This is a genomic window from Massilia aerilata, assembly GCF_042656905.1.
Classification (GTDB): domain Bacteria; phylum Pseudomonadota; class Gammaproteobacteria; order Burkholderiales; family Burkholderiaceae_D; genus Telluria; species Telluria aerilata.
The window spans coordinates 636,183-655,778 of the sequence record NZ_JBHSMZ010000001.1 but is presented as its reverse complement, the minus strand read 5'-3'; the positions used below and the strand labels follow the sequence as shown (position 1 = coordinate 655,778).

General features: G+C 69.5%; 21 protein-coding genes. 14 read left to right on the top strand and 7 right to left on the bottom strand.

Features of this window, described 5'->3' with window-relative positions; translation table 11 throughout:
- Positions 1-162: 162 nt before the first annotated feature.
- The 11 genes from ACFPO9_RS02920 (at position 163) to ACFPO9_RS02870 (ending at position 10,884) form a co-directional block, all read left to right on the top strand.
- The gene (locus ACFPO9_RS02920) at positions 163-1,635 is read left to right on the top strand and encodes a GGDEF domain-containing protein (protein ID WP_379766794.1); all 1,473 of its coding nucleotides are present in this window, start codon (positions 163-165) and stop codon (positions 1,633-1,635) included.
- Complete coding sequence (locus ACFPO9_RS02915; protein ID WP_379767588.1) at positions 1,635-3,305, top strand: SulP family inorganic anion transporter; 1,671 nt, start codon at positions 1,635-1,637, stop codon at positions 3,303-3,305. The genes ACFPO9_RS02920 and ACFPO9_RS02915 overlap by 1 nt, the downstream gene beginning before the upstream one ends.
- Positions 3,306-3,332: 27 nt before the next feature.
- Entirely contained in the window at positions 3,333-5,129 is a 1,797-nt protein-coding gene (locus tag ACFPO9_RS02910; RefSeq protein ID WP_379766791.1) for a DUF1302 domain-containing protein, read from the top strand.
- Between the two features lie 104 nt (positions 5,130-5,233).
- Positions 5,234-6,082, top strand: a complete 849-nt coding sequence (locus ACFPO9_RS02905) for an urease accessory protein UreD (RefSeq protein ID WP_379766788.1) — start codon at positions 5,234-5,236, stop codon at positions 6,080-6,082.
- 9 nt (positions 6,083-6,091) lie between these two features.
- A complete protein-coding gene (locus ACFPO9_RS02900; protein WP_379766786.1) occupies positions 6,092-6,394 on the top strand; it encodes an urease subunit gamma in 303 nt (100 codons plus the stop codon).
- An 11-nt stretch (positions 6,395-6,405) separates the two neighbouring features.
- Positions 6,406-6,732: an urease subunit beta gene (locus ACFPO9_RS02895; RefSeq protein ID WP_379766783.1), complete on the top strand. Its 327-nt coding sequence runs from the start codon at positions 6,406-6,408 to the stop codon at positions 6,730-6,732.
- A complete protein-coding gene (gene ureC / locus ACFPO9_RS02890; protein WP_379766780.1) occupies positions 6,729-8,429 on the top strand; it encodes an urease subunit alpha in 1,701 nt (566 codons plus the stop codon). Before ACFPO9_RS02895 ends, ureC begins: the two co-directional genes overlap by 4 nt.
- Before the next feature lie 15 nt (positions 8,430-8,444).
- Positions 8,445-9,008 (top strand): urease accessory protein UreE, encoded by a 564-nt coding sequence (ureE, locus tag ACFPO9_RS02885; RefSeq protein WP_379766777.1) that lies wholly within the window; start codon positions 8,445-8,447, stop codon positions 9,006-9,008.
- Complete coding sequence (locus ACFPO9_RS02880) at positions 9,005-9,670, top strand: urease accessory protein UreF (protein WP_379766774.1); 666 nt, start codon at positions 9,005-9,007, stop codon at positions 9,668-9,670. The genes ureE and ACFPO9_RS02880 overlap by 4 nt, the downstream gene beginning before the upstream one ends.
- A gap of 20 nt (positions 9,671-9,690) precedes the next feature.
- On the top strand, positions 9,691-10,302 hold the full coding sequence (gene ureG / locus ACFPO9_RS02875; protein ID WP_379766771.1) for an urease accessory protein UreG: 612 nt from the start codon (positions 9,691-9,693) through the stop codon (positions 10,300-10,302).
- Between the two features lie 12 nt (positions 10,303-10,314).
- Positions 10,315-10,884: a HupE/UreJ family protein gene (locus ACFPO9_RS02870; RefSeq protein WP_379766769.1), complete on the top strand. Its 570-nt coding sequence runs from the start codon at positions 10,315-10,317 to the stop codon at positions 10,882-10,884.
- Here ACFPO9_RS02870 and ACFPO9_RS02865 read toward each other — a convergent pair.
- Positions 10,858-11,484, bottom strand: coding sequence for a 1-acyl-sn-glycerol-3-phosphate acyltransferase (locus ACFPO9_RS02865; RefSeq protein ID WP_379766766.1), 627 nt, complete (start codon positions 11,482-11,484; stop codon positions 10,858-10,860). The two genes, ACFPO9_RS02870 and ACFPO9_RS02865, sit on opposite strands and share 27 nt — an antisense overlap.
- A 170-nt stretch (positions 11,485-11,654) precedes the next feature.
- On the opposite strand from ACFPO9_RS02865, the gene arsC reads away from it, so the two are divergent.
- Complete coding sequence (gene arsC / locus ACFPO9_RS02860) at positions 11,655-11,996, top strand: arsenate reductase (glutaredoxin) (RefSeq protein WP_379766762.1); 342 nt, start codon at positions 11,655-11,657, stop codon at positions 11,994-11,996.
- Between the two features lie 72 nt (positions 11,997-12,068).
- Here arsC and ACFPO9_RS02855 read toward each other — a convergent pair whose 3' ends face one another.
- The gene (locus ACFPO9_RS02855; RefSeq protein ID WP_379766759.1) at positions 12,069-13,202 is read right to left on the bottom strand and encodes a DUF1565 domain-containing protein; all 1,134 of its coding nucleotides are present in this window, start codon (positions 13,200-13,202) and stop codon (positions 12,069-12,071) included.
- 192 nt (positions 13,203-13,394) lie between these two features.
- On the opposite strand from ACFPO9_RS02855, the gene ACFPO9_RS02850 reads away from it, so the two are divergent.
- A complete protein-coding gene (locus ACFPO9_RS02850) occupies positions 13,395-14,243 on the top strand; it encodes an aldo/keto reductase (RefSeq protein WP_379766756.1) in 849 nt (282 codons plus the stop codon).
- A 103-nt stretch (positions 14,244-14,346) separates the two neighbouring features.
- Here ACFPO9_RS02850 and ACFPO9_RS02845 read toward each other — a convergent pair whose 3' ends face one another.
- The 4 genes from ACFPO9_RS02845 to ACFPO9_RS02830 all read right to left on the bottom strand — a co-directional run bounded on the left by ACFPO9_RS02845 (position 14,347) and on the right by ACFPO9_RS02830 (position 18,366).
- Positions 14,347-16,113 carry a putative bifunctional diguanylate cyclase/phosphodiesterase gene (locus ACFPO9_RS02845; protein ID WP_379766753.1) on the bottom strand — a complete coding sequence of 589 codons (1,767 nt, stop codon included), beginning with the start codon at positions 16,111-16,113 and terminating at the stop codon, positions 14,347-14,349.
- Positions 16,103-17,440, bottom strand: coding sequence for a sensor domain-containing diguanylate cyclase (locus ACFPO9_RS02840; RefSeq protein ID WP_379766750.1), 1,338 nt, complete (start codon positions 17,438-17,440; stop codon positions 16,103-16,105). The genes ACFPO9_RS02845 and ACFPO9_RS02840 overlap by 11 nt, the downstream gene beginning before the upstream one ends.
- The gene (locus ACFPO9_RS02835; RefSeq protein ID WP_379766747.1) at positions 17,437-17,829 is read right to left on the bottom strand and encodes a phosphonate transporter; all 393 of its coding nucleotides are present in this window, start codon (positions 17,827-17,829) and stop codon (positions 17,437-17,439) included. Before ACFPO9_RS02835 ends, ACFPO9_RS02840 begins: the two co-directional genes overlap by 4 nt.
- 105 nt (positions 17,830-17,934) lie before the next feature.
- Positions 17,935-18,366, bottom strand: coding sequence for an acyl-CoA thioesterase (locus tag ACFPO9_RS02830; RefSeq protein ID WP_379766744.1), 432 nt, complete (start codon positions 18,364-18,366; stop codon positions 17,935-17,937).
- Between the two features lie 127 nt (positions 18,367-18,493).
- Between ACFPO9_RS02830 and ACFPO9_RS02825 the strand changes: the two genes are divergently transcribed.
- Complete coding sequence (locus tag ACFPO9_RS02825; protein WP_379766741.1) at positions 18,494-18,832, top strand: hypothetical protein; 339 nt, start codon at positions 18,494-18,496, stop codon at positions 18,830-18,832.
- Here the strand turns inward: ACFPO9_RS02825 and ACFPO9_RS02820 are convergent.
- Positions 18,829-19,593, bottom strand: a complete 765-nt coding sequence (locus ACFPO9_RS02820; RefSeq protein WP_379766738.1) for a hypothetical protein — start codon at positions 19,591-19,593, stop codon at positions 18,829-18,831. The genes ACFPO9_RS02825 and ACFPO9_RS02820 overlap by 4 nt on opposite strands.
- Between the last annotated feature and the right edge of the window lie 3 nt (positions 19,594-19,596).

Here is a 19,596-nt window from a genome sequence, read left to right as displayed (position 1 = left end):
CTTGTCCGAAGCGTGTTTCCCGATCCAGCAGTATTCACGCCGCAGCGCGCTTGCTACCGTGCGCTTCCACACACAGCGCCGCATTTGCTGGCCGCATCAGGTGCTTTGTGGCAAACTTCGGCCTGTAACAAGCTTGATTGACCGGCTATACCAGGAGCGCAGATGTCGCAGCAGGACCAGCAGCACGCAGGATCGACCGGGATCTACCTCAGCCCGATGGCGCAGCGGCGCGCGGATTTCGACCAGGCTTGCGGCCCGCTGTTCGCGCAGCTGCACCTGGCCGACAGCGTGGATGCCGCCGCCGGCCTGCTGGCCGCGGCGCCTGCCGGCCTGCTGGTGGTCGACCTCGAACGCTTCGAGCCGAGCATCGACCTGGATGCGCTGGCCGGCCTGCTGGCGCGCCGCGGCGAGGGGCCGGTCCTGCTGCTGTGCCCCTACGCGTACGCGCGCTGGCTGCCCTTGCTGAACCGCGCCAGGCCGGCGGCGTATGCGATCACCCCGATCGAGCCGGCGCGCCTGCGCACCACCGTCCGGCAATGCCTGGATACGCCTGGCGGCGCCGTCCCCGCCGCCGATGCGGCTACCCTGCGCGCGCTGCTCGCCTTGCGCGCCCGCGTGCAGGCCGCGCTCGAGGCGCCGGATGACGCGCCCGGCCTGGACGAACGCCTGTGCCAGGCCCTGCTGGCGTGGCCGGGCGTGCTGCATGCCGCCATGTTCCGCATGCGGCCGGACGGCAACCTCCAGCTCGAGGCCGAACTGGGAAGGGACAGCGCGGCCGGGCTGCGCCTGGGCGTTCTCCTGCAGCGCAGCGAGCGCCTGCTGCAGGCGCCGCTGCGCCACGCCTTCCCGGGCCTGCTGGCCGCCGCCACCGGCGAGCCGGCGCTGCTGGACACCCTTGACCAGGCCGGCGAGCCCGCCCTGGCGCGCGACCTGCGCGCGCATGGCGTCGCGCAGGCGCTGGGCCTGCCGGTTCCGGCCGACGGTCCGGGCGCCCCGCGCGGCGCGCTGTCGCTGCTGCTGGACAGCCCCGCCGCGCTGGCGCCGGAAGCCTGGTCCACGCTGGGCGATTGCGCCGCCATGGCTGCGCTGGGCCTGCGCCTGGCCGACATGAATCTCGAAGCCGAGCAGCTGCTGGCGCGCCTGACTTATGTATCCACCACCGATGCCCTGACCGGCGTCGCCAACCGCCGCCATGGCGAAGAGCTGCTGGAGCGCGAAGTGAAGCGCGCGCGCCGCTACCGCGCGCCGCTGGCGCTGCTGTCCTTCGACATCGATCGTTTTAAAGCGATCAACGACACCTATGGCCATCCGGTCGGCGACGTCGCGCTGCGCACGGTGGCCGACTGCGTGCGCGCGCTGCTGCGTTCGAGCGATGTGCTGGTGCGCTCGGGGGGCGAGGAATTCCACGTGATCGCGCCGCATACCAGCGCGATCGACGGCCTCAAGATGGCCGAAAAGATCCGCCACGGGGTCGAGCAGGCGGCGATTCCCGGTTGCGACCACGTCACGGTCAGCATCGGCGTGGCCCAGCTGGCCGAGCAGGAGAACGCCGATTCGCTGGTCCGGCGGGTCGAGGCCGCGATGGCGCGCGCCAAGCGGGCAGGGCGCAACTGCGTCGAACTGGCGATGCAATGATGCTGGCCTGGGCGAAGAACTACCGCCGCGCGTGGCTGGCGGGCGACCTGGCCGCGGGCGCGGTGGTCGCCATGATGATGATCCCGCAGGGCATGGCCTATGCGCTGGTGGCCGGCCTGCCGCCGGTCGCGGGCATCTATGCCAGCATCCTGCCGCTGCTGCTGTACGCGCTGTTCGGCACCAGCAGCAGCCAGTCGGTGGGACCGATGGCGATCATTTCGCTGATGACGGCGTCCGCACTGGCGCCGCTCGCCGCGCCGGGCAGCGCGCTCTACGTCGCGCTGGCCGGCCAGCTGGCCCTGCTGTCCGGCGTGGTGCTGCTGGCCTGCGGCCTGCTGCGCCTGGGTTTCCTCGCCAATTTCTTCTCGCGCCCGGTCATGAACGGCTTCACGATCGGCTCCTCGATCCTGATCGCCTGGGACCAGCTGGGCACCCTGCTGGGGGCCGCGCCGCCGCACTGGCATGGGCCCAGCGCCGCGCTGGGGCTGGGCGCGCTGGCGCTGCTGGTGCTGGCGCGCCGCCGCGGGGCCGCGCTGCTGCGGCGCTGCGGGCTGCCGGCATCAAGCGCCGACATCGGCGCGCGCCTGGCGCCGATGCTGGTGGTGCTGGGCGCGATCGCGGCGGTGGCCGTGCTGGGCCTGGACCGGATGGGCGTACGCGTCATCGGCCAAGTGCCGGCCGGCCTCCCGCACCTGAACCTGGCCACGTCCGGCGCGCACTGGCTGCTGCTGCTCAAGCCGGCCCTCCTGATCGGCTTCATGTGCTTCCTGCTGTCGATGTCCGGCGCCCAGGCGCTGGCCGCGAAGAAGGGCGAGAAGCTGCTGACGAACGCCGAGCTGGTAGGCCTCGGCGCCGCCAACATCGGCAGTTTCCTGAGCGGCGCCTTTCCCGTCACCGCCAGCCTGTCGCGCTCCGCCGTGAATTTCTCGGCCGGCGCCAACTCCCAGCTGGCGGGCGTCGTCACCGCGCTGCTGCTGGGCGCGGCCCTGGTGCTGCCGACCGGCTGGCTGGCCTTGCTGCCGTTGCCGGTGCTGTCGGCCACCATCATCGTCGCGGTGCTGGGGATGCTGGAGTCGGGCACCCTGCGCACCGCCTGGCGCTACGACCGCGCCGATGCGCTGGCGCTGCTGGCCACCGCCGGCGGGGTGCTGCTGATGGGCGTCGAGGCCGGGGTCGTGGTCGGCCTGCTGCTGTCGATGGGGGCGATGATCTGGCGCGAGAGCCGGCCGCACATCGCGGTGCTGGGCCGCATCGCCGGCACCGAGCATTTCCGCAACGTCGACCGCTACGACACCGAGACCCGCAGCGGGGTGTTGCTGCTGCGCGTCGATGCCGGTCTCTTTTTCGGCAACGTCGAAGCGGTCAGCGCCCGCGCCGAGGAAGAGCTGGCGCTGCACGAAGGCGTGCGCGAGCTGGTGCTGGTGCTGTCGGCGGTGAACGCGATCGACACTTCGGCGCTGTTCGGCCTGCTGGAGCTGAACGCCACGCTCGCGCAGCGCGGCGTGCGCCTGCACCTGGCCGAGGTCAAGGGGCCGGTGATGGACCGCCTCAAGCAGTCGACCCTGCTCGAGCGCCTGAGCGGCCAGGTCTTCCTCAGCACGGCGAATGCGTGGCATGCACTTTCCAGCAAGGGAGATGATTGCCAGGATTCTATCGGTATGGCAATATAATTTGTGTCAATACTTCCGTGAGGAGGCATGTTGAAACGAATCAAGCCAGTCTTGTTCCTGCAATCCTCCCACGCATCTCCCATGCCCGGGCTCAAGTCCGGCGTGCTGGCGCTAGCCACCCTTGCTGCCTGGCCTGCATGCGCCGGCACCGATGGGCTGAGCCTGTCCGGCCGCATCGCCTTCGGCGGCGTCAAGCGCCTGGAGGCCCCCGATCCGCGCCTGCTCACCGCCAGCAACTCGGCCGCCATCGGCCTGGTCGGCGTTGGCATGGGCGCCAACGCCGACGACGCCAACCTGAATTATGCGCGCCACGACTGGGTGTCGCGGGCCTGGCTCGGCAACCTCGACCTGCGCTACGAGGGCGCGGGCATTGCCGGGCTGGCGCGCATCGAGGCCTGGTACGACGACGGCCAGCGCCACGACGCCCGGCCCTGGGGCAATTCGATCAGCCGCTACGCTGTCGGGCAGCCGCTCGGCGATGCGGGTACGGACCCCCTGGGCCGCTTTTCGGGCGTGGCGCTGGGCGAAGCCTGGATCGAGCGCAGCATGGCGCTGGGTTCCAGCAGCCTGCTGCTGCGCGCCGGCCGCCAGCTGACGCCGTGGAGCGAGCGCGGGCCGGCCCTGGAAGCCATGGGGCCGCGCGATTTTCCGGCCCTGCGGCGTGCCGGCAGCCTGCCGCAGGAGACACGGATCGCGGCGCCGATGCTGTTCGCGCGCGCCGGCCTCGCGCCCGGCTGGGCGCTGGAAGCTTTCGTGCAGGGCTTCCGTCCCAGCGTGAGCGATACCTGCGGCACGTTCTGGGCGATCAGCGATTACGCGGCCGAAGGCTGCAACGCCGTGATGGGCGGCCCGCCGCTCGGCCTGAACGACCGTGCGCGCGTGGCCCAGGGGGCGGTCATACAACGCCTGCCGAGCGTGAAGCCCGGCGCGCCGAACCGCGGCCTGGCGCTGTTCTGGCAGCAGGACGCCGACACCGAATTCGGCCTCTACCATGCGCGCTACGGCTGGCGCATGCCGATGCCGAGCATGCGGCGCTCGGCGCGCGTCGGGGCGCCGCTGATTCCGGGCGATCCGGACGGCCTCAATATGCGTTTCCTCACCGAGTTCGTGGACAACGCGGGCTTGACCGCCCTGACTGCACGGCACCGTGCCGGCGCCACGAGCTTCGGCGCCGAGCTGTCCTGGCGCGAAAGGATTCCTTTCATGCTGTCGCCGGCCGACGCGCTGCCGGCTTTCCTCAGCCCGAGCGCGCCGTCGCTGCTGCGCGCCAGTATCAATGCCGTGCCGCCCGGCGCCGTCTTCCACGGCTACGACCTGTATTCGATGGCCCAGTTGCAGCTGAGCGCGCAGCAGCGCTGGAACGTGTTCGGCCTGCCGCTGACCGGTCTCCTGGAACTGGTTGGCAAGCACACGCCCGGCTTGCCGGACCAGGCCGTGCGCCGCTATGGCCGCGCCGACGTGTTCGGCCCCGGTCCGGTAAACGGCGTCTGCATGGTGATGACGGGCGATGCGGCGCGCCAGTGCAGCCTGCGCGGCTACCACACTGCCAATGCCTGGAGTTACCGGCTGCGCATGGACACGCGGCTGCCCGAACTGGCGCCCGAGCTGGAGACGAAGCTGACGGCCGGCTTCGGCCACGAGGTGAAGGGCTGGTCCGGCGATTTCGCGATCAACGAGGGACGGCGCATGGTGTCGGCCGGCTGCCAGTTCGAATACCGCAAGCACTGGTTCGCCGACCTGCACTACGTCGGCATCTGGGGCGGCGACTACAACGCGTCGACGGACCGCGACACGCTGGCGCTGTCCGCCGGGGTGCGTTTTTAAGCCCGCGGGGCGCACTGCACTGGTGCGATTTCCCGTTTGGGTGCGGTCAAGGCGCATCCGGCGGCCCTTTCCCGGCATGGCACGCATCCTGCTAAACAGGATGCATGCGCGATTGCTCTCTTTCGACTCCGGTTTCCGACCCGCCGCCGGCGCCGCCCTGGCGCGCCAGCCTGGATCTGCGCTTCGCCTTCGACGGTGAAACGACCCGGCTCGCAAGTCGCGCCCATGCGGGGCCGCTGCGGGTCCAGAAGGCGCTGTATCCCGAGGGGCCGCGGACCTGCCATGTGATTGTCGTGCATCCTCCCGGCGGTGTGGTCGGCGGCGACCAGCTGGCGCTCGATCTTCGGCTGGGCGCCGGTAGCCGGGTGTGCGCGACGACGCCCGGCGCCGCCAAATGGTATCGCGCGCCGGGCCGCGCATCGCGCCAGGAGGTGCGCCTGCGCGTCGGCGACGGCGCCGCCCTCGAATGGCTGCCGCTGGAAACCATCTTCTACGACGGCGCCGGCGTCGAGCTCGAACATGAGGTCGAGCTGGGCGAGGGCGCCTGCTACATCGGCGCCGAAATCATGTGCTTCGGGCGGCGCGCGATGGGCGAGCGCTTCAGCCACGGCCAGATCGCCCAGCGCACCCGGATCCGCCAGGGCGGCCGCCTGGTCTGGCACGAACAGGGCAGGCTCGGCGCCGCCGGCCTGGCCAGCCCATTGGGGCTGAATGGGCGAAGCGTGTGCGCAACCCTGCTGGCGGTCGGCAAGCCGCTGCCGGGGGCGGCGGCAGCCGCCTTGCGCGGCGGCGTGCCGGGGCTGGCCATGAGCCAGGTGAAATCGGTGTTCGTCGCCCGCTACCTCGGCAATGACGGCGAAGCCGCGCGCGCCGCCATGCTGCGCGTGTGGCAGGCCGTGCGGCCGCACCTGCTGGGCCTTGACGCCAGGGCGCCGCGTATCTGGAATACCTAGGAGCTGCCCATGGACCTGACGCCCCGCGAAAAAGACAAGCTGCTGATATTCACCGCCGCACTGCTGGCCGAGCGCCGCCGCGCCCGCGGCCTGAAGCTGAACTACCCGGAAGCCATGGCGCTCATCAGCGCGGCAATCATGGAGGGCGCGCGCGACGGCCGCAGCGTGGCGGCGCTGATGAGCGAGGGCGCCGCCATCCTGGGCCGCGCCGACGTGATGGAGGGCGTGCCGGAGATGATCCCGGAGATCCAGGTCGAAGCCACTTTCCCGGACGGCAGCAAGCTGGTGACCGTCCACCAGCCCATCGTTTAATTGGAGATGCCATGATCCCCGGCGAATACTTCCTGGAAGAGGGCGAGATCCTCCTGAATGCCGGCCGCCGCACGCAGGTGCTGGCGGTGGCGAATGCCGGCGACCGGCCGATCCAGGTCGGTTCGCATTACCACTTCTACGAGGTCAATGCGGCGCTTCGCTTCGAGCGCGAGGCGGCGCTCGGCATGCGCCTGAACATCGCGGCCGGCACCGCGGTCCGTTTCGAGCCGGGCCAGCAGCGTACGGTGGAGCTGGTCGCGCTGGCGGGCGCGCGCGTGGCGGTCGGCTTCCAGGGCCGCGTGAACGGCCCCTTGCCCGCCCAGGAGGCATCCGCATGACGAGCGTTTCGCGCCAGGCTTATGCCGACATGCTCGGCCCGACGACAGGGGACCGCATCCGCCTGGCCGACACCGGCCTGGTGATCGAGATCGAGCGCGACCACGCGGTGTATGGCGAAGAGGTGAAGTTCGGCGGCGGCAAGGTGATCCGCGACGGCATGGGCCAGTCGCAGCTGCCGCACGCGCAGGTCATGGACACGGTCGTCACGAATGCCGTGATCGTCGACCACTGGGGCATCGTCAAGGGCGACATCGGCATCAAGGACGGCCTGATCGCCGGCGTCGGCAAGGCCGGCAATCCCGACATCCAGCCCGGCGTGACCCTGGCCATCGGCGGCGCCACCGAGATCATCGCCGGGGAAGGCATGATCGTCACCGCCGGCGGGGTCGACACCCACATCCACTTCATCTGCCCGCAGCAGATCGAAGAGGCGCTGGCGTCCGGCATCACCACCATGCTGGGCGGCGGCACCGGCCCGGCGGTCGGCACCACGGCGACCACCTGCACCCCCGGGCCCTGGCACATCCACGCCATGCTGGCGGCTGCCGACGCCTTCCCGATGAACCTCGGCTTCTTCGGCAAGGGCAATGTAAGCCGGCCGCGCCCGCTCGAGGAACAGATCGAGGCCGGCGCGGTCGGCCTGAAGCTGCACGAGGACTGGGGCAGCACCCCGGCCGCGATCGACAACTGCCTGTCGGTGGCGGAGCGCATGGACGTGCAGGTCGCGTTGCACTCGGACACCCTGAACGAAGCCGGCTTCCTCGAGTCCACGCTGGCAGCCTTCAAGGACCGCACCATCCATACCTTCCACACCGAAGGCGCGGGCGGCGGCCATGCGCCGGACATCATCGCCGCGGTCGGCCATGCCAACGTGCTGCCTTCTTCGACCAATCCCACCCGGCCATACACCGTCAATACCCTGGACGAGCACCTCGACATGCTGATGGTCTGCCACCACCTGGACGCCGCCATTGCCGAGGACGTGGCCTTCGCCGAATCGCGCATCCGGCGCGAGACCATTGCCGCCGAGGACATCCTGCACGACCTTGGCGCCATTTCGATGATGTCTTCCGATTCCCAGGCGATGGGTCGGGTCGGCGAGACCATCCTGCGCACCTGGCAGACCGCGCACAAGATGAAGGCCCAGCGCGGGCCGCTCGAGGGCGACTCCGGGCGCAGCGACAACACCCGCGTCAAGCGCTATGTGGCCAAGTACACGATCAACCCCGCCATCACGCACGGCATTGCCCATGCGGTGGGTTCGATCGAGGCCGGCAAGATCGCCGATCTGGTGCTGTGGCGGCCCGCCTTTTTCGGCGCCAAACCGTCGATGGTGCTCAAGGGCGGGATGATCGCGGCCAGCCTGATGGGCGACCCGAACGCGTCGATCCCGACCCCGCAGCCCGTGCACTGGCGGCCGATGTTCGGCGCCTACGCCGGCGGGCTGAAAAAATCCTTCACCTTCGTGTCCCAGGCGGCCTACGACGACGGCATCGCCGCCCGGCTCGGGCTGGCCAAGACCGTGATTCCGGTGCGCGGCACGCGCGGCCTGCGCAAGCACGACATGATCCACAACGGCGCCATCCCGCGCATGGAAGTCGATCCCGAGACCTATGAGGTGCGGGCCGACGGCCGCCTGCTGGTGTGCGAGCCGGCGACGGTGCTGCCGCTGGCGCAGCGTTATTTTCTGTTCTAGCAAAAGGAGCCACGGATGATGTCCCTGCATACGAAGGTCGCGCGTGACCATGCCCCGCCCGGCGCGGCGGTCGACGCCTTGATGGTCCTGACCTGGGACCAGCGCGCGCGCTGCCGCCAGCGAGGCCGGCTGGCGTCCGGCGAAGAAGTGGCGCTGTTCCTCGCGCGCGGCACCGTGCTGCGCGACGGCGACCTGCTGAGCGGCGAAGGCGGGCGAATAGTGCGCGTGGTCGCGGCGCCGGAGCCGACCTACCTGGTGCGCTGCGTCGACGCCGCGATGCTGGCGCGCTGCGCCTACCACCTCGGCAACCGCCATACCCAGACCCAGGTCGGCCCCGGCTGGTTGCGTATCCGCGTCGATCCGGTGCTGAAGGAGATGGTGCTGGGCCTGGGCGCCCAGGTCGACGAAGAGCTGGCCAAGTTCGAGCCGGAGGCGGGCGCCTATGCCGGGGGCCACGCCCACGCGCATGGACATGCGCACCCTGCCGGCGGCCTGCTGGCGCCGGTTCCTGTGCGCCAGAAGATCCACCGCCCGGACAGCGTCGCCTGCGCCAGCGCCGCCGGCGCGGAGAACCCATGAACGCGGCCGGCCTGCTGCACCTGCTGCAGTTCGCCAGCCCGGCGCTGCCGGTCGGCGGCTACAGCTATTCGCAGGGACTGGAAGCGGCGCTGGAAGAGGGCATGGTGCACGATGCCGTGAGCGCCCGCGCCTGGATCGGGCGTGGCCTGCACGACATCATGGCGCAATGGGATGCGCCTTTGTTCTGGCGCCTGCTGAAGGCGTTCGCGGCGCACGACCATGCCGCGGTCGCGTTGTGGAGCGAATGCTTCCTGGCCTCGCGCGACACGGCCGAGTTCCGCGCCGAGACTGTCCAGATGGGCTATTCGCTGACCCGACTGCTCGCCGAGCTGGGCGTGGCGGGCGCCGGGGTGCTCGGCGAAGAGGCTCCCCTGCCGGCGGCGTTTGCCTGCGCGGTAGACGGTCTCGGCATCCCGCACGAGGAGGCGCTGCTGGCGCTGCTGTTCACCTGGGTCGAGAACCAGGTGCTGGTGTGCGTGAAGTCGGTGCCGCTGGGGCAGGTCGCCGGACAGCGGCTGCTGCTGTCGCTGCGGCCGGAAATCGAGGCGGCGGCGCGCACCGCCCGCGCACTGGAAGACGGCGCGCTGTCGAACTGGGCGCCGGGCCTGTCCATGCTGTCGATGCGGCACGAGGTGCAGCACGGGCGGCTGTACCGTTCATGACCAAGGAAGGAAAGACACCCATGGATTCGAACCCCCTGCGCGTCGGCATCGGCGGCCCGGTTGGCTCCGGCAAGACGGCGCTGTGCGAAATGCTGTGCCGGCGCATGCGCGCGCATTACGACATGGCCGTCATCACCAACGACATCTACACCCGCGAGGACATGGACATCCTGCTGCGTGCGGAGGCGCTGCCGCCCGAGCGCCTGATGGGCGTCGAGACCGGTGGCTGTCCGCATACGGCGATCCGCGAGGATGCCTCGATCAACCTGGAAGCGATCGCACGCCTGCAGGCCGAGTTCCCGGCGCTGCAACTGGTGCTGGTGGAGTCCGGCGGCGACAACCTGGCCGCCACCTTCAGCCCGGAGCTGTCCGACCTGACGCTGTATGTGATCGACGTCGCCGGCGGCGAGAAGATCCCGCGCAAGGGCGGACCGGGCATCACCCGCTCGGACCTCCTCATCATCAACAAGACCGACCTCGCGCCACATGTGGGCGCGAACCTGGACACGATGGCCCGCGACGCCAGCACCCAGCGCGGCAAGCGCCCGTTCGTGTTCACCAACCTGCGCACCGGCGAAGGCGTCGACGAAGTGGTCGCCTTCATTCGCGAGCAGGGTTTGCTGGACCATTAATCTGGAGCGACAATGGCATACAAGACGAGAACCCTGGCGCTGGCCGCGGCCGGCCTGGCGGCAACGATGACGGCGCTGCCGGCGGTGGCCCACCCCGGACACGGTGGCGGCGCCGGCATGATGGCCGGCTTTCTGCACCCGCTCACGGGACTGGACCACCTGCTGGCCTTGCTGGCGCTGGGACTGTGGAGCCGGCAGCAGCGTAGCGGCTTCGTGCTGCCGCCGGTATTCCTGGCGCTGATGGCGCTGGGTGCATCCTGTGTTGCGATGGTCGCGGACGGCATGCTGCCGGCGCTGGAGATGTCGATCGCCGCCACCGTACTGCTGCTGGGCGCCCTGGCAGCGTCGGCGCTGCGGCTGCCGCCGCAGATCGCAGTGCTGCTGGCGAGCTTGTGCGGCTTCCTGCATGGTCTCGCGCATGGGCGCGAACTGGCGGGGATGCCCAGCGGCGCCGGCTTCCTGCTCGCCAGCGCCCTCGTGATGGGTTTGGGGATCGTCGTGCGGCCGGACGAGCAGCGGCGCCGGATCGCGGGCGCCGCGATCGGCGCCGCAGGCTTATGCCTGCTTACGGGCCTCGTCTGAGCCCGGTTCGGCCAGGCGGATCGGCGCCGCATCCTTCGGGTACCTGGCCTGCACGCCTTCGTAGACGGCGGCGATGGCCGCCATGTCGGCGGCTTCGTCGCCGCTCAGGGTGATCGATCTGGTGACGTCGACGATCTTCCTGCCGTAGTCGAACGACACCAGCAGCACCGGCACCCTGGCGGCCAGCGCGATGCGGTAGAAGCCGCTCTTCCAGTAGGGACGGTAGCCGCGCGTGCCTTCCGGGGTGATCGCCAGCCAGAACCATTTCGAGGCCAGCATGTCCTCGGCCAGGCGGCGGATCGCGCCCTGCGGCGCGCTGCGGTCGACCGCCACGCCGCCCCAGTAGCGCATGATGAAGCCCATCGGGCCGCGGAACAGCGAATCCTTGGCCAGCCAGCGGAACGGCAGGGCGAGCGCCCACTTGGCCAGCAGGCCGACGAAGAAATCGATGTTCGAGGTGTGCGGATAGACGACGGCGATGCCATGCGGGCCGGGCAGGGGCTGGAAATACACGTTCCAGCCGATCAGGTTCAGCATCCGCAGGGCGGTGCGCTGGCCCCAGCTTGGCAGCGTGGCCGGGCGCATCAGGTGTTCTTGCATGATCAGTCTCTCAAGCGGGCGTCTTCATTGCGCCCTGGAAAATAAACGGGGGATTCTATAGCGGGAAAAAACCCTGGACAAGCAAAAAGACTGGAAGCGTTGTAGCGGCGTCGGTATGATCCCTTGCCCAAGCAGCAAGACGGCAGCTTATCCGAAGGAGGAATTTAACGATGGACATCAAGATTTTTCACAATTCACGCTGCGGCACCTCGCGCACCACGCTGGACGCGATCCGCGAAGCAGGCCATGAACCGGAGGTGGTCGACTACCTGGCCAATCCGCCGGCACGCGAACAGCTGAAGAAGATGATCGCGGACGCCGGCCTGTCGGTGCGCGAGGCGGTGCGCAGCAAGGAGGCGCGCTACGGGGAACTGGGGCTGGACGGCGCCGGTGACGAGGCGCTGCTGGACGCCATGGTCGCCAACCCGGTCCTGATCAACCGCCCCTTCGTGGTCACGCCCAAGGGTGTGCGCCTGTGCCGGCCATCCGAACTGGTGAACGAGATTCTTTAGAACCTAGGGTGGGCACGCTGTGCCCCACGATGTACAGCCGATGAGCATGCGCTCGTCAACACCCCACGCTACCTAGTGCTGGCAGGCGCCAATGTCGACCGACTCATTCTGGTCGCGCGACTTGCCGTAGAAATCGGGCCCATCCGCGCCATGCTCGAGGCCCTTACCGATGGCCGGCGAGTCCGCCGCCAGGCGGAAGTCCGGCGTGCCGCTGCGCGAGTAGCTGAGGAAGCCCGGGGCGGCGGCGATGGTGCCGGCGTGCCGCATGCCCTCGGCCAGCCGCCAGTCGGCTTCCTTGTTGCCGAACACCAGGTTGTTGCGGTAGCTGTTGTGCTTTCCGGTCGCGCCCTGTTCGGAGATGCCGTAGCGGTTGTCGTACACGATGTTGTTGAACACGTGGGTGTGATCGTTCGGTCCCCTGGTGTGATAGAAGTCGCCGCCGCCCACCAGGATGCCGGTGTTCGAGGCCGTGATCGTGTTGTTGACCACGATGACCTTGTGCGCGTCGTGCCACAGGTGGACGCCGGCCTCGGCAACGCGGTAGACGATGTTGTTGCGCACCGTGCCCGGCGTGTTCACGTAGATCCCCTGCACGTAGCGGCAGCCGGCCGGCCCGATGTCGTGCACGCTGTTGCCGATGACCTCCGAATACATGCCCTTGTAATAGCTGTCGACCCCGATCCCGGAGCCGCCCTTGCTGGTGCAGGGCAGCGTGGTGGCGATGTGGTGCACGTGGTTGGAGGCGATGCGGTTGTAGGAGCCGCCGCTGTAGATGCCGGTGGTCCAGGGCTGGCCCTCGGTACGCGGCGAGCCGTCGACCTCGAAGCCCTGGATGTCGATATAGCTGGCGCGGTTGTCCCAGGCCATGTCGGTGCCGGAGACGGGCGGCGGCACCAGCCGCGCCTGCCAGCGTTCCGTCGAGCGGAACACGATGCGGGCATTCGCCATGCCGTTGATGCTGGTGCGAAAGCCGCCCTGGTAGGTGCCGGGCAACACGTTGACGGTGGTGCCGGGCGTGACCAGCTGGGCCGCCCGCGCCAGCGAGCGCAGCGGCGCGGCGCGGGTGCCCGGATTGCTGTCCAGGCCATCCTGCGCCACCCACAGTTCGGTCGGCACGACCTCGGGCGTGACCGCCACCGGGTGCTTGTCCTTGACGGTGCAGCCGACCGCCGCAAGGGCCGCGCAGGCGCACAGCGTGGTGATCACGGTCGATGCGCACCGCGCCAAGCGGTGCCTTGAATAAACGATGTGTGTCGGTGTCATGGTCGCGCTACATGCGGGAGCTAACCGGTCCAGTGTGCGCCAAGCATCTGGCATGCAAAGCCGCTTGCCTCAATCTCGCCCTTGAGCGCGCACAAACCCTGGGTTATCGTTGCCCTTCACGCAAAGGAGGGCGCATTGAACAGTTTGCTTTTACCTTCGGGCCGCCGGATTCCCGTGCTCGGCCAGGGCACCTGGAACATGGGCGAGGACCCGTCCGCGCGCCGGGACGAAGTCGCGGCCCTGCGCCTCGGCATGGACCTGGGCGTGACGCTGATCGACACGGCCGAGATGTACGGCGAGGGCGGGGCCGAGGAGGTGGTGGGCGAGGCGATCGCCGGCCGCCGCGACGAGGTATTCCTGGTGAGTAAAGTCTATCCGCACAACGCCGACCGCCGCGGCGTGCAGGCCGCCTGCGAGCGCAGCCTGCGGCGCCTGAACACGGAGCGCATCGACCTCTACCTGCTGCACTGGCGCGGCAATGTGCCGGTCGGGGAGACGCTGGACGCCTTCATGCGCCTGCGCGAACAGGGCAAGATCGGCGACTTCGGCGTCAGCAACTTCGACCTCGACGACATGCTGGAAGCGGCGGCGCTGCCCGGCGGCGAACTGCTGGCCGCCGACCAGGTGCTGTACAACCTGTCCCAGCGCGGCGTCGAATGGGAGCTGCTGCCCTGGTGCCGCGAGCGGCGGATCCCGGTCATGGCGTATTCTCCGCTGGAATCGGAGCCGGCCTCGCAGGCGGCCATGCTGGGCAATCCGCAACTGGCGGCGGTGGCGCGCCGCCACGGCGTCACGCCGGCCCAGGTGGCGCTGGCCTGGCTGTTGCGCCAGGAGGACGTGGTGGTGATTCCGAAGGCGGTGCGGCCGCAGCACGTGCGCGAGAACCGCGCCGCGCTGGACCTGGATCTGACTGCCGAAGACCTGGCCCAGCTCGACGCCGGCTTTCCGGCGCCGCGCCGGCGCCGGCCGCTGGCGATGCGTTAAATACCTGGCGCCTGAGAAAGCCCTCAGGGCAAGGCGCATCGTCGAAGACAGTACGCGAGTACGGCGAGACGATGCAACGCCGCCATGGGGGCTTTATCGGGCGCTAGGCGGCGGCGGGCAAGGCTGCGCGCAGCCAGTCCAGCAGCGCGGGCGAAGTGAGCGGGCGGCTGAACAGGTAGCCCTGGCCCTTGGCGCACTGCTGGCCGCGCACCGCGGCCGCCTGCGCCTCGGTCTCGATGCCTTCGGCCACCGTGTTCATGCCCAGGCTCTGGGCGACCTTGACGGTGGCTTCGATCAGCACGCGGTGGTGCTGGCTGGTGTCGGCCTGGCAGACGAAGGAGCGGTCGATCTTGACCGTGTCCACCGGCAGCTGGTGCAAGCTGGACAGCGAGGAATAGCCGGTGCCGAAGTCGTCCAGCGCCAGCGTGATGCCGATCGCCTTCAGCTCGTGCAGGCGGTCCTGCACCTGCTGGTCCTGGGCCGCCAGGCTTTCCGTCACCTCCAGCTGCAGCTGGGACGGATGCATGCCTTCGAGGTCGAGGATCTGCTGCACGGTGGCCGGCCAGTCCGGCTGGGCCAGCTGGGCGCGCGACAGGTTCACCGCCAGCAGGCGCGGCGCGCCGGAGCCGAGCTCGCGCTGCCAGGCCATGAAGTCGCGGCAGGCGCGGCGCAGCACGAAGTCGCCCAGCGCCCCGATCAGGCCCGATTCCTCGGCCACCTGGATGAATTCGAAAGGCGGCACCACGCCGCGCGCCGGATGCTGCCAGCGCACCAGGGCCTCGACCCCGGCCGAGAAGTCGGTGCCGCCATCCTCGCGCAGTCCCACCACCGGCTGGTAGACCACGAACAGCTGCTCTTCGACCAGGGCCAGGCGCAGGTCCGATTCGATGTCGGCGCGGCGCGCGGCGCGTTCGCGCATGGCCGGCTCGAACATCGTGCAATGGTTGCCGCCGGTGCGCTTGGCTTCGACCATGGCGATGCTGGCGTCGCGCAGCATCTCGCCCGCGAAATCGCCGGCGTCCGCGCCCCACACCAGGCCCATCGACAGTTTGCAGGTGATCTCCTGGCCGCTCGGCAGCTGGTGCGGGCGCGCCAGCGCTTCGAGCAGGCGCAGCGCGATCTTCAGCGCGTCTTCGCGCGAACGCAGGCCGTCCAGCAGCACGGCGAATTCGTCGGCGCCGACCCGCGCCGCCATCTGGCCGCTGCCGGCGTTCGGGTCGATCCGGTCACTGGGCGGGCGCAGGGTGGCGCGGACCCGCTCGCCGATCTGCACCAGCAGGCGGTCGCCGGCGCTCTGGCCGAGGGCGTCGTTGATCTGGCGGAAGCGGTCGCAATTCATGAACAGCAGCGCGAAGCCGCTGCTGCCCGCCGGCCGCCCCAGCATCTGCTGCGCCTGTTCCAGCAGCGCCTCGCGGTTCGGCATGCGGGTCAGGGCGTCGGTGCGGGCCGCCGTCTTGAGGCGCTTCGCCAGCCTTTCCTGCTCGCGCTGCACCTCGTGGCTGGCGTCGGTGACCACGGCCATCAGGCGGCTCGGGTCGAGCTTCAGCACCGACAGCGACAGCCATTGCGGCGCGCCCGGCGTGGCGGCGTCGCCGAGCTGCAGGCGCAGGCCTTCGCAGACCGCGCCGGAGGGCTCGGCGAAACTGTCCGCCAGCCCGCGCAGCTGCGGCGCCACGCCTTGCAGCACGGTGAACAGGTTGTCCATGCTGCCGTCGCGCACCAGTGGCATCAGGAGGCTGGAGGACATGGGGTTGAGCATGTCGACCGTGCCGTCCAGGCTGCACTGCACCAGGCCGATCGGGGCGCGGTACAGGAATTGCACCAGGGCTTCGTAGGCGTCGGGGGTGTTCGGCTGGTTTTCAGGCTGCATCGAGGTCTCCATTCCAGCATACGACACGGTTGCGGCCCTTCGCCTTGGCGGCGTACAGGGCCCGGTCGGCGCGCTGCATCAGGGTGTCGAGGTCGATGGTCTCGCCGGCGCCGATGGCCGCGATGCCGGCGCTGACCGTGTAGGCGATCGAGGCGCCTTCGAAGCCGACCGGCTGGCCTTCGACCAGCTGGCGCAGGCGCTCGGCGACGGCGTTGGCGCCGGCCAGGGTCGAGGACGGCAGCAGCACGGCGAACTCTTCGCCGCCCACGCGCGCGACCACGTCGACCTGGCGGAAGGTCAGCGACAGCGCGGCGCCCAGCTGGCGCAGCACGCGGTCGCCGGCCGGGTGGCCGTGGCGGTCGTTGATCTGCTTGAAGTGATCGGCGTCGAACAGGATCAGGGCGGTCGGGCGCGGCGTGCGGCGGTTGCGGTTCAGTTCCAGTTCGGCGGCTTCGAAAAAGGCGCGGCGGTTGGCGACGCCGGTCAGGTGGTCGCAGAACACCGACCGGCGGCGTCGGTCGATGGCGTCGCGCTTGTCGCTGATGTCGCGCAGGACCAGGCAGTAGGCCGGCTCGCCGTCGGCGATGTCTTCCGGATCGCGGTCCGGCATCGGCGAGATCATGCTGCTGCCGAAGAACTGGCTGCCGTCGGCGCGCAGGCGCGGGCCCTCGTCCAGGCTCCAGCCGTTGGCATCGGCGTCGCGCAGGCGGTCCCCGACCAGGTCCGGGGTGGTCGCGCCTTCGGGATAAAACACGGAATAGGGCTGCCCGACCACCGCCGGCGTGAAACCGGTGACGCGGGCGATGGTCTCGTTCCAGTCGCTCACGCGGCCTTCGCGGTCCAGTCCCACCAGCGCGTAATCGCTGATGCTGGTGAGCAGGGCGTTCAGCCAGGCGTCGCTCTGGCGCAGCTGGCGTTCGCGGCGCACCTGCTCGCTGACGTCCGACAGCACCGCCATCAGGCGCGCGCCGTCCAGTTTCAGGAGGCTCAGCGACAGCACCTGCGGCACGCGCATGCGCTTGCCCGCCACGCCGCTGTTCAGGTGGATGTGCAGGCCGTCGCAGATCATGCCGTTCGGGCGCGCGAAGGTCTCGCACAGGTGGCGCAGTTCGGGCGCCACGTCTTCCAGCGCGGCGAACAGATTGGTCAGGCAGCCGTCGCGCGACAGCGGCATCAGCAGCTGGGCGGAGATCGGATTGATCATCGCGATCTCGCCGTCGATGCCGGTCTGCACCAGGCCCACCGGGGCCAGGTACAGGAACTGGATCAGCGCCTCGTGCTCGGCCGCCAGCTGGGCGTGCGCATCCAGTCCCACAGCCGGGCTCACAGCTTGCGCTGGACCAGCACGTAGCGTTGCGCGCTGCCCGGTTCGGCCAGCAGGCGCAGCTTCACCTTGATCGGACGCATGCGCAGGGTCAGCACGTAGTCGATGGTGTCGTCGAGCGGGCTGCCCTCATCCTGCGCGTCTTCGAAGCGCTGGGCGACCATGAAGTTGTTCATGCAGGGCGCGACGTTGGTGAACAGCGGCTGGCCCAGCACCCGCGAGGTGCTCAGGCCGGCGGCTTCGGATTCGGTCTGGTTGTACTGGTCGACGACGGTCTCGCCGTTAAAGCCGATCACGCCGAAGTCCAGTCGGTCGAGTTGTTCGGGCGTGAGTTGCGCGAGTTGGCCATGGAGGCCGGGCGCGGTAAAGGACAGGTCGGTAGCGGCGTTCATGGCGGAGTCTTTTAATGGAGGATAGAACTGTTGCAACTAAGAAAGGAATGATGTCATGTCAAATTGGGCATGTCAAATCCAATCGTGCAAACTGTGACATTGGCGCTAGCCGACAATGGCCGGCATATAGGCTTCGAGGAACTCGGGCGGCATGCGGCGCGGCTTGCCGGCGGCGATATCGATGCAGACCAGGTCCCAGCGCCCGCGCAGCACGGTGGCGCCGTCGCTGTTGCGGACCAGCTGGAAGCGGCGCTCCATCGCCAGCTTGCCGTCGCCGCCCACCAGCCAGGTGGCCAGCGTCAGCGCCTCGCCTTCGACGGTCGGCAGGATGTAATCGTACTCGCCGCGCCGGATCGCCATCGCGCGGTCCAGGCGCCGGTAATCCTCCAGGCTCAGCCCCAGGGCCTCGGAATGGGCCCAGCCGATCTGCTCGCACCAGCGGACGTAGACCGCATTGTTGGTATGGTTCAGCCCGTCGATGTCGGCGGCCTCGGGCACGCGCGGCAGCGTGAAGGGGGTGGCGTAATCCCAGTGCATCGGCATTCTTCCTGGCGGTTGCGGTCGGGCCGGCCATTCTACAGGCCGTGCATGCGGCGCGCCAGGCATGCGCCAGGAACATCGCGGCGAATCCGCGGTCAAGCATCCGTCAATTGCAGGAGAAATGATGTACACGATGATTTTGCTGTTGTATATGCAGTCGGGCCTGGACGTGAGCCTGGACCAGGCCAATCTGCGCGGCGAGTTCAGGACCAGGGCAAGCTGCGAGGCCGCGGCCGAAAAGCTGCGCGGGCCGATCCCGATTCCGCGCAACGTCCAGGCCGCATGGCAGGACGCCATGTGCATCAAGCTCGACCCGAACGTGAGCGTCAACCAGATGAAGCCGGTCGAGCTGGGCCGGCTGCTGCAGCAGAATCCGCCGCTGGGCTGCCAGGCCGAGGGGGCTTGGGCGCGGGTGGCCGAGATGAGCGCGGCGCCGGCGCCCGAGCGGGGCGGCAAACGCTAGCGCGGCAGGCGCTCTTGGTCTTTCTTCCAGTCCACCCCGCCTGGACAGGGGACGTCGTCCTTCACCTGGTTGCCCATCGCCATGCCGTTCATCCCGAGCGGATTGATGTTGCCGCTGCGCCGGCAGATGGCGCCCTTGCCGATGCGCTTGCGGTAGATGATGGTGCCGTCCGGCGAGGTATAGCTGTCTTCGTGGACGGCCCACGAGCGGTCGATGTGGGCCGCTTCCAGGCCGCGCCGGAAGCGGCCCATCGGCGTGTCCGGCTCGTCCGGGACGCCGGATTTCCCCTTGCGCAGTTCGCGGTCGATGCGGCCGGCCTGGCGTTTGGACAGGCTGAGGCCGAAGCCGCCCTCGGCTTCCTTTTGTTCGCGGATGGCGTCCCGGACGGTGATCGGCGCGTGCGCATCCTCCAGCGCAGGCGCGCTGGCCTGTGCCGCCGGGGCGGGCGCCGTGGGCCTGGCGGGCGCAGGGTCGGGCGCCGCGAACCTGGCCTTGTCGAGGGCCATCCCCGGCATCGGCGGGAAATCCCGGGTCTGCGGAAGTGCGGGGCGAGGCTCGGGATAGGGCGGCGGCGGTTCGTCCGGCCTGGGCTGCGGTAGCGGCGGCCGCAGCAGGATGGTCGCCACCTGCGGCAGGTCCGGCAAGGGAGGCGGGCGCTGCCCCATCCAGGCAAGCAGCGCCAGCATATGCATGCCGAAGATCAGCGCCAGCGCAGCCCGGTTCCTGTTCGGGAGACCTGCCGCGCCGGCGTCCTGGTGCATCGG

Bases quoted from the DNA above. Each gene is read 5' to 3' on its own strand.
- ACFPO9_RS02920 (WP_379766794.1), top strand. From the start codon at position 163: ATGTCGCAGCAGGACCAGCAGCACGCAGGATCGACCGGGATCTACCTC.
- ACFPO9_RS02915 (WP_379767588.1), top strand. From the start codon at position 1,635: ATGCTGGCCTGGGCGAAGAACTACCGCCGCGCGTGGCTGGCGGGCGAC.
- ACFPO9_RS02910 (WP_379766791.1), top strand. From the start codon at position 3,333: ATGTTGAAACGAATCAAGCCAGTCTTGTTCCTGCAATCCTCCCACGCA.
- ACFPO9_RS02905 (WP_379766788.1), top strand. From the start codon at position 5,234: ATGCGCGATTGCTCTCTTTCGACTCCGGTTTCCGACCCGCCGCCGGCG.
- ACFPO9_RS02900 (WP_379766786.1), top strand. From the start codon at position 6,092: ATGGACCTGACGCCCCGCGAAAAAGACAAGCTGCTGATATTCACCGCC.
- ACFPO9_RS02895 (WP_379766783.1), top strand. From the start codon at position 6,406: ATGATCCCCGGCGAATACTTCCTGGAAGAGGGCGAGATCCTCCTGAAT.
- ureC (WP_379766780.1), top strand. From the start codon at position 6,729: ATGACGAGCGTTTCGCGCCAGGCTTATGCCGACATGCTCGGCCCGACG.
- ureE (WP_379766777.1), top strand. From the start codon at position 8,445: ATGATGTCCCTGCATACGAAGGTCGCGCGTGACCATGCCCCGCCCGGC.
- ACFPO9_RS02880 (WP_379766774.1), top strand. From the start codon at position 9,005: ATGAACGCGGCCGGCCTGCTGCACCTGCTGCAGTTCGCCAGCCCGGCG.
- ureG (WP_379766771.1), top strand. From the start codon at position 9,691: ATGGATTCGAACCCCCTGCGCGTCGGCATCGGCGGCCCGGTTGGCTCC.
- ACFPO9_RS02870 (WP_379766769.1), top strand. From the start codon at position 10,315: ATGGCATACAAGACGAGAACCCTGGCGCTGGCCGCGGCCGGCCTGGCG.
- ACFPO9_RS02865 (WP_379766766.1), bottom strand. From the start codon at position 11,484: ATGCAAGAACACCTGATGCGCCCGGCCACGCTGCCAAGCTGGGGCCAG.
- arsC (WP_379766762.1), top strand. From the start codon at position 11,655: ATGGACATCAAGATTTTTCACAATTCACGCTGCGGCACCTCGCGCACC.
- ACFPO9_RS02845 (WP_379766753.1), bottom strand. From the start codon at position 16,113: ATGCAGCCTGAAAACCAGCCGAACACCCCCGACGCCTACGAAGCCCTG.
- ACFPO9_RS02835 (WP_379766747.1), bottom strand. From the start codon at position 17,829: ATGAACGCCGCTACCGACCTGTCCTTTACCGCGCCCGGCCTCCATGGC.
- ACFPO9_RS02830 (WP_379766744.1), bottom strand. From the start codon at position 18,366: ATGCACTGGGATTACGCCACCCCCTTCACGCTGCCGCGCGTGCCCGAG.
- ACFPO9_RS02825 (WP_379766741.1), top strand. From the start codon at position 18,494: ATGTACACGATGATTTTGCTGTTGTATATGCAGTCGGGCCTGGACGTG.
- ACFPO9_RS02820 (WP_379766738.1), bottom strand. From the start codon at position 19,593: ATGCACCAGGACGCCGGCGCGGCAGGTCTCCCGAACAGGAACCGGGCT.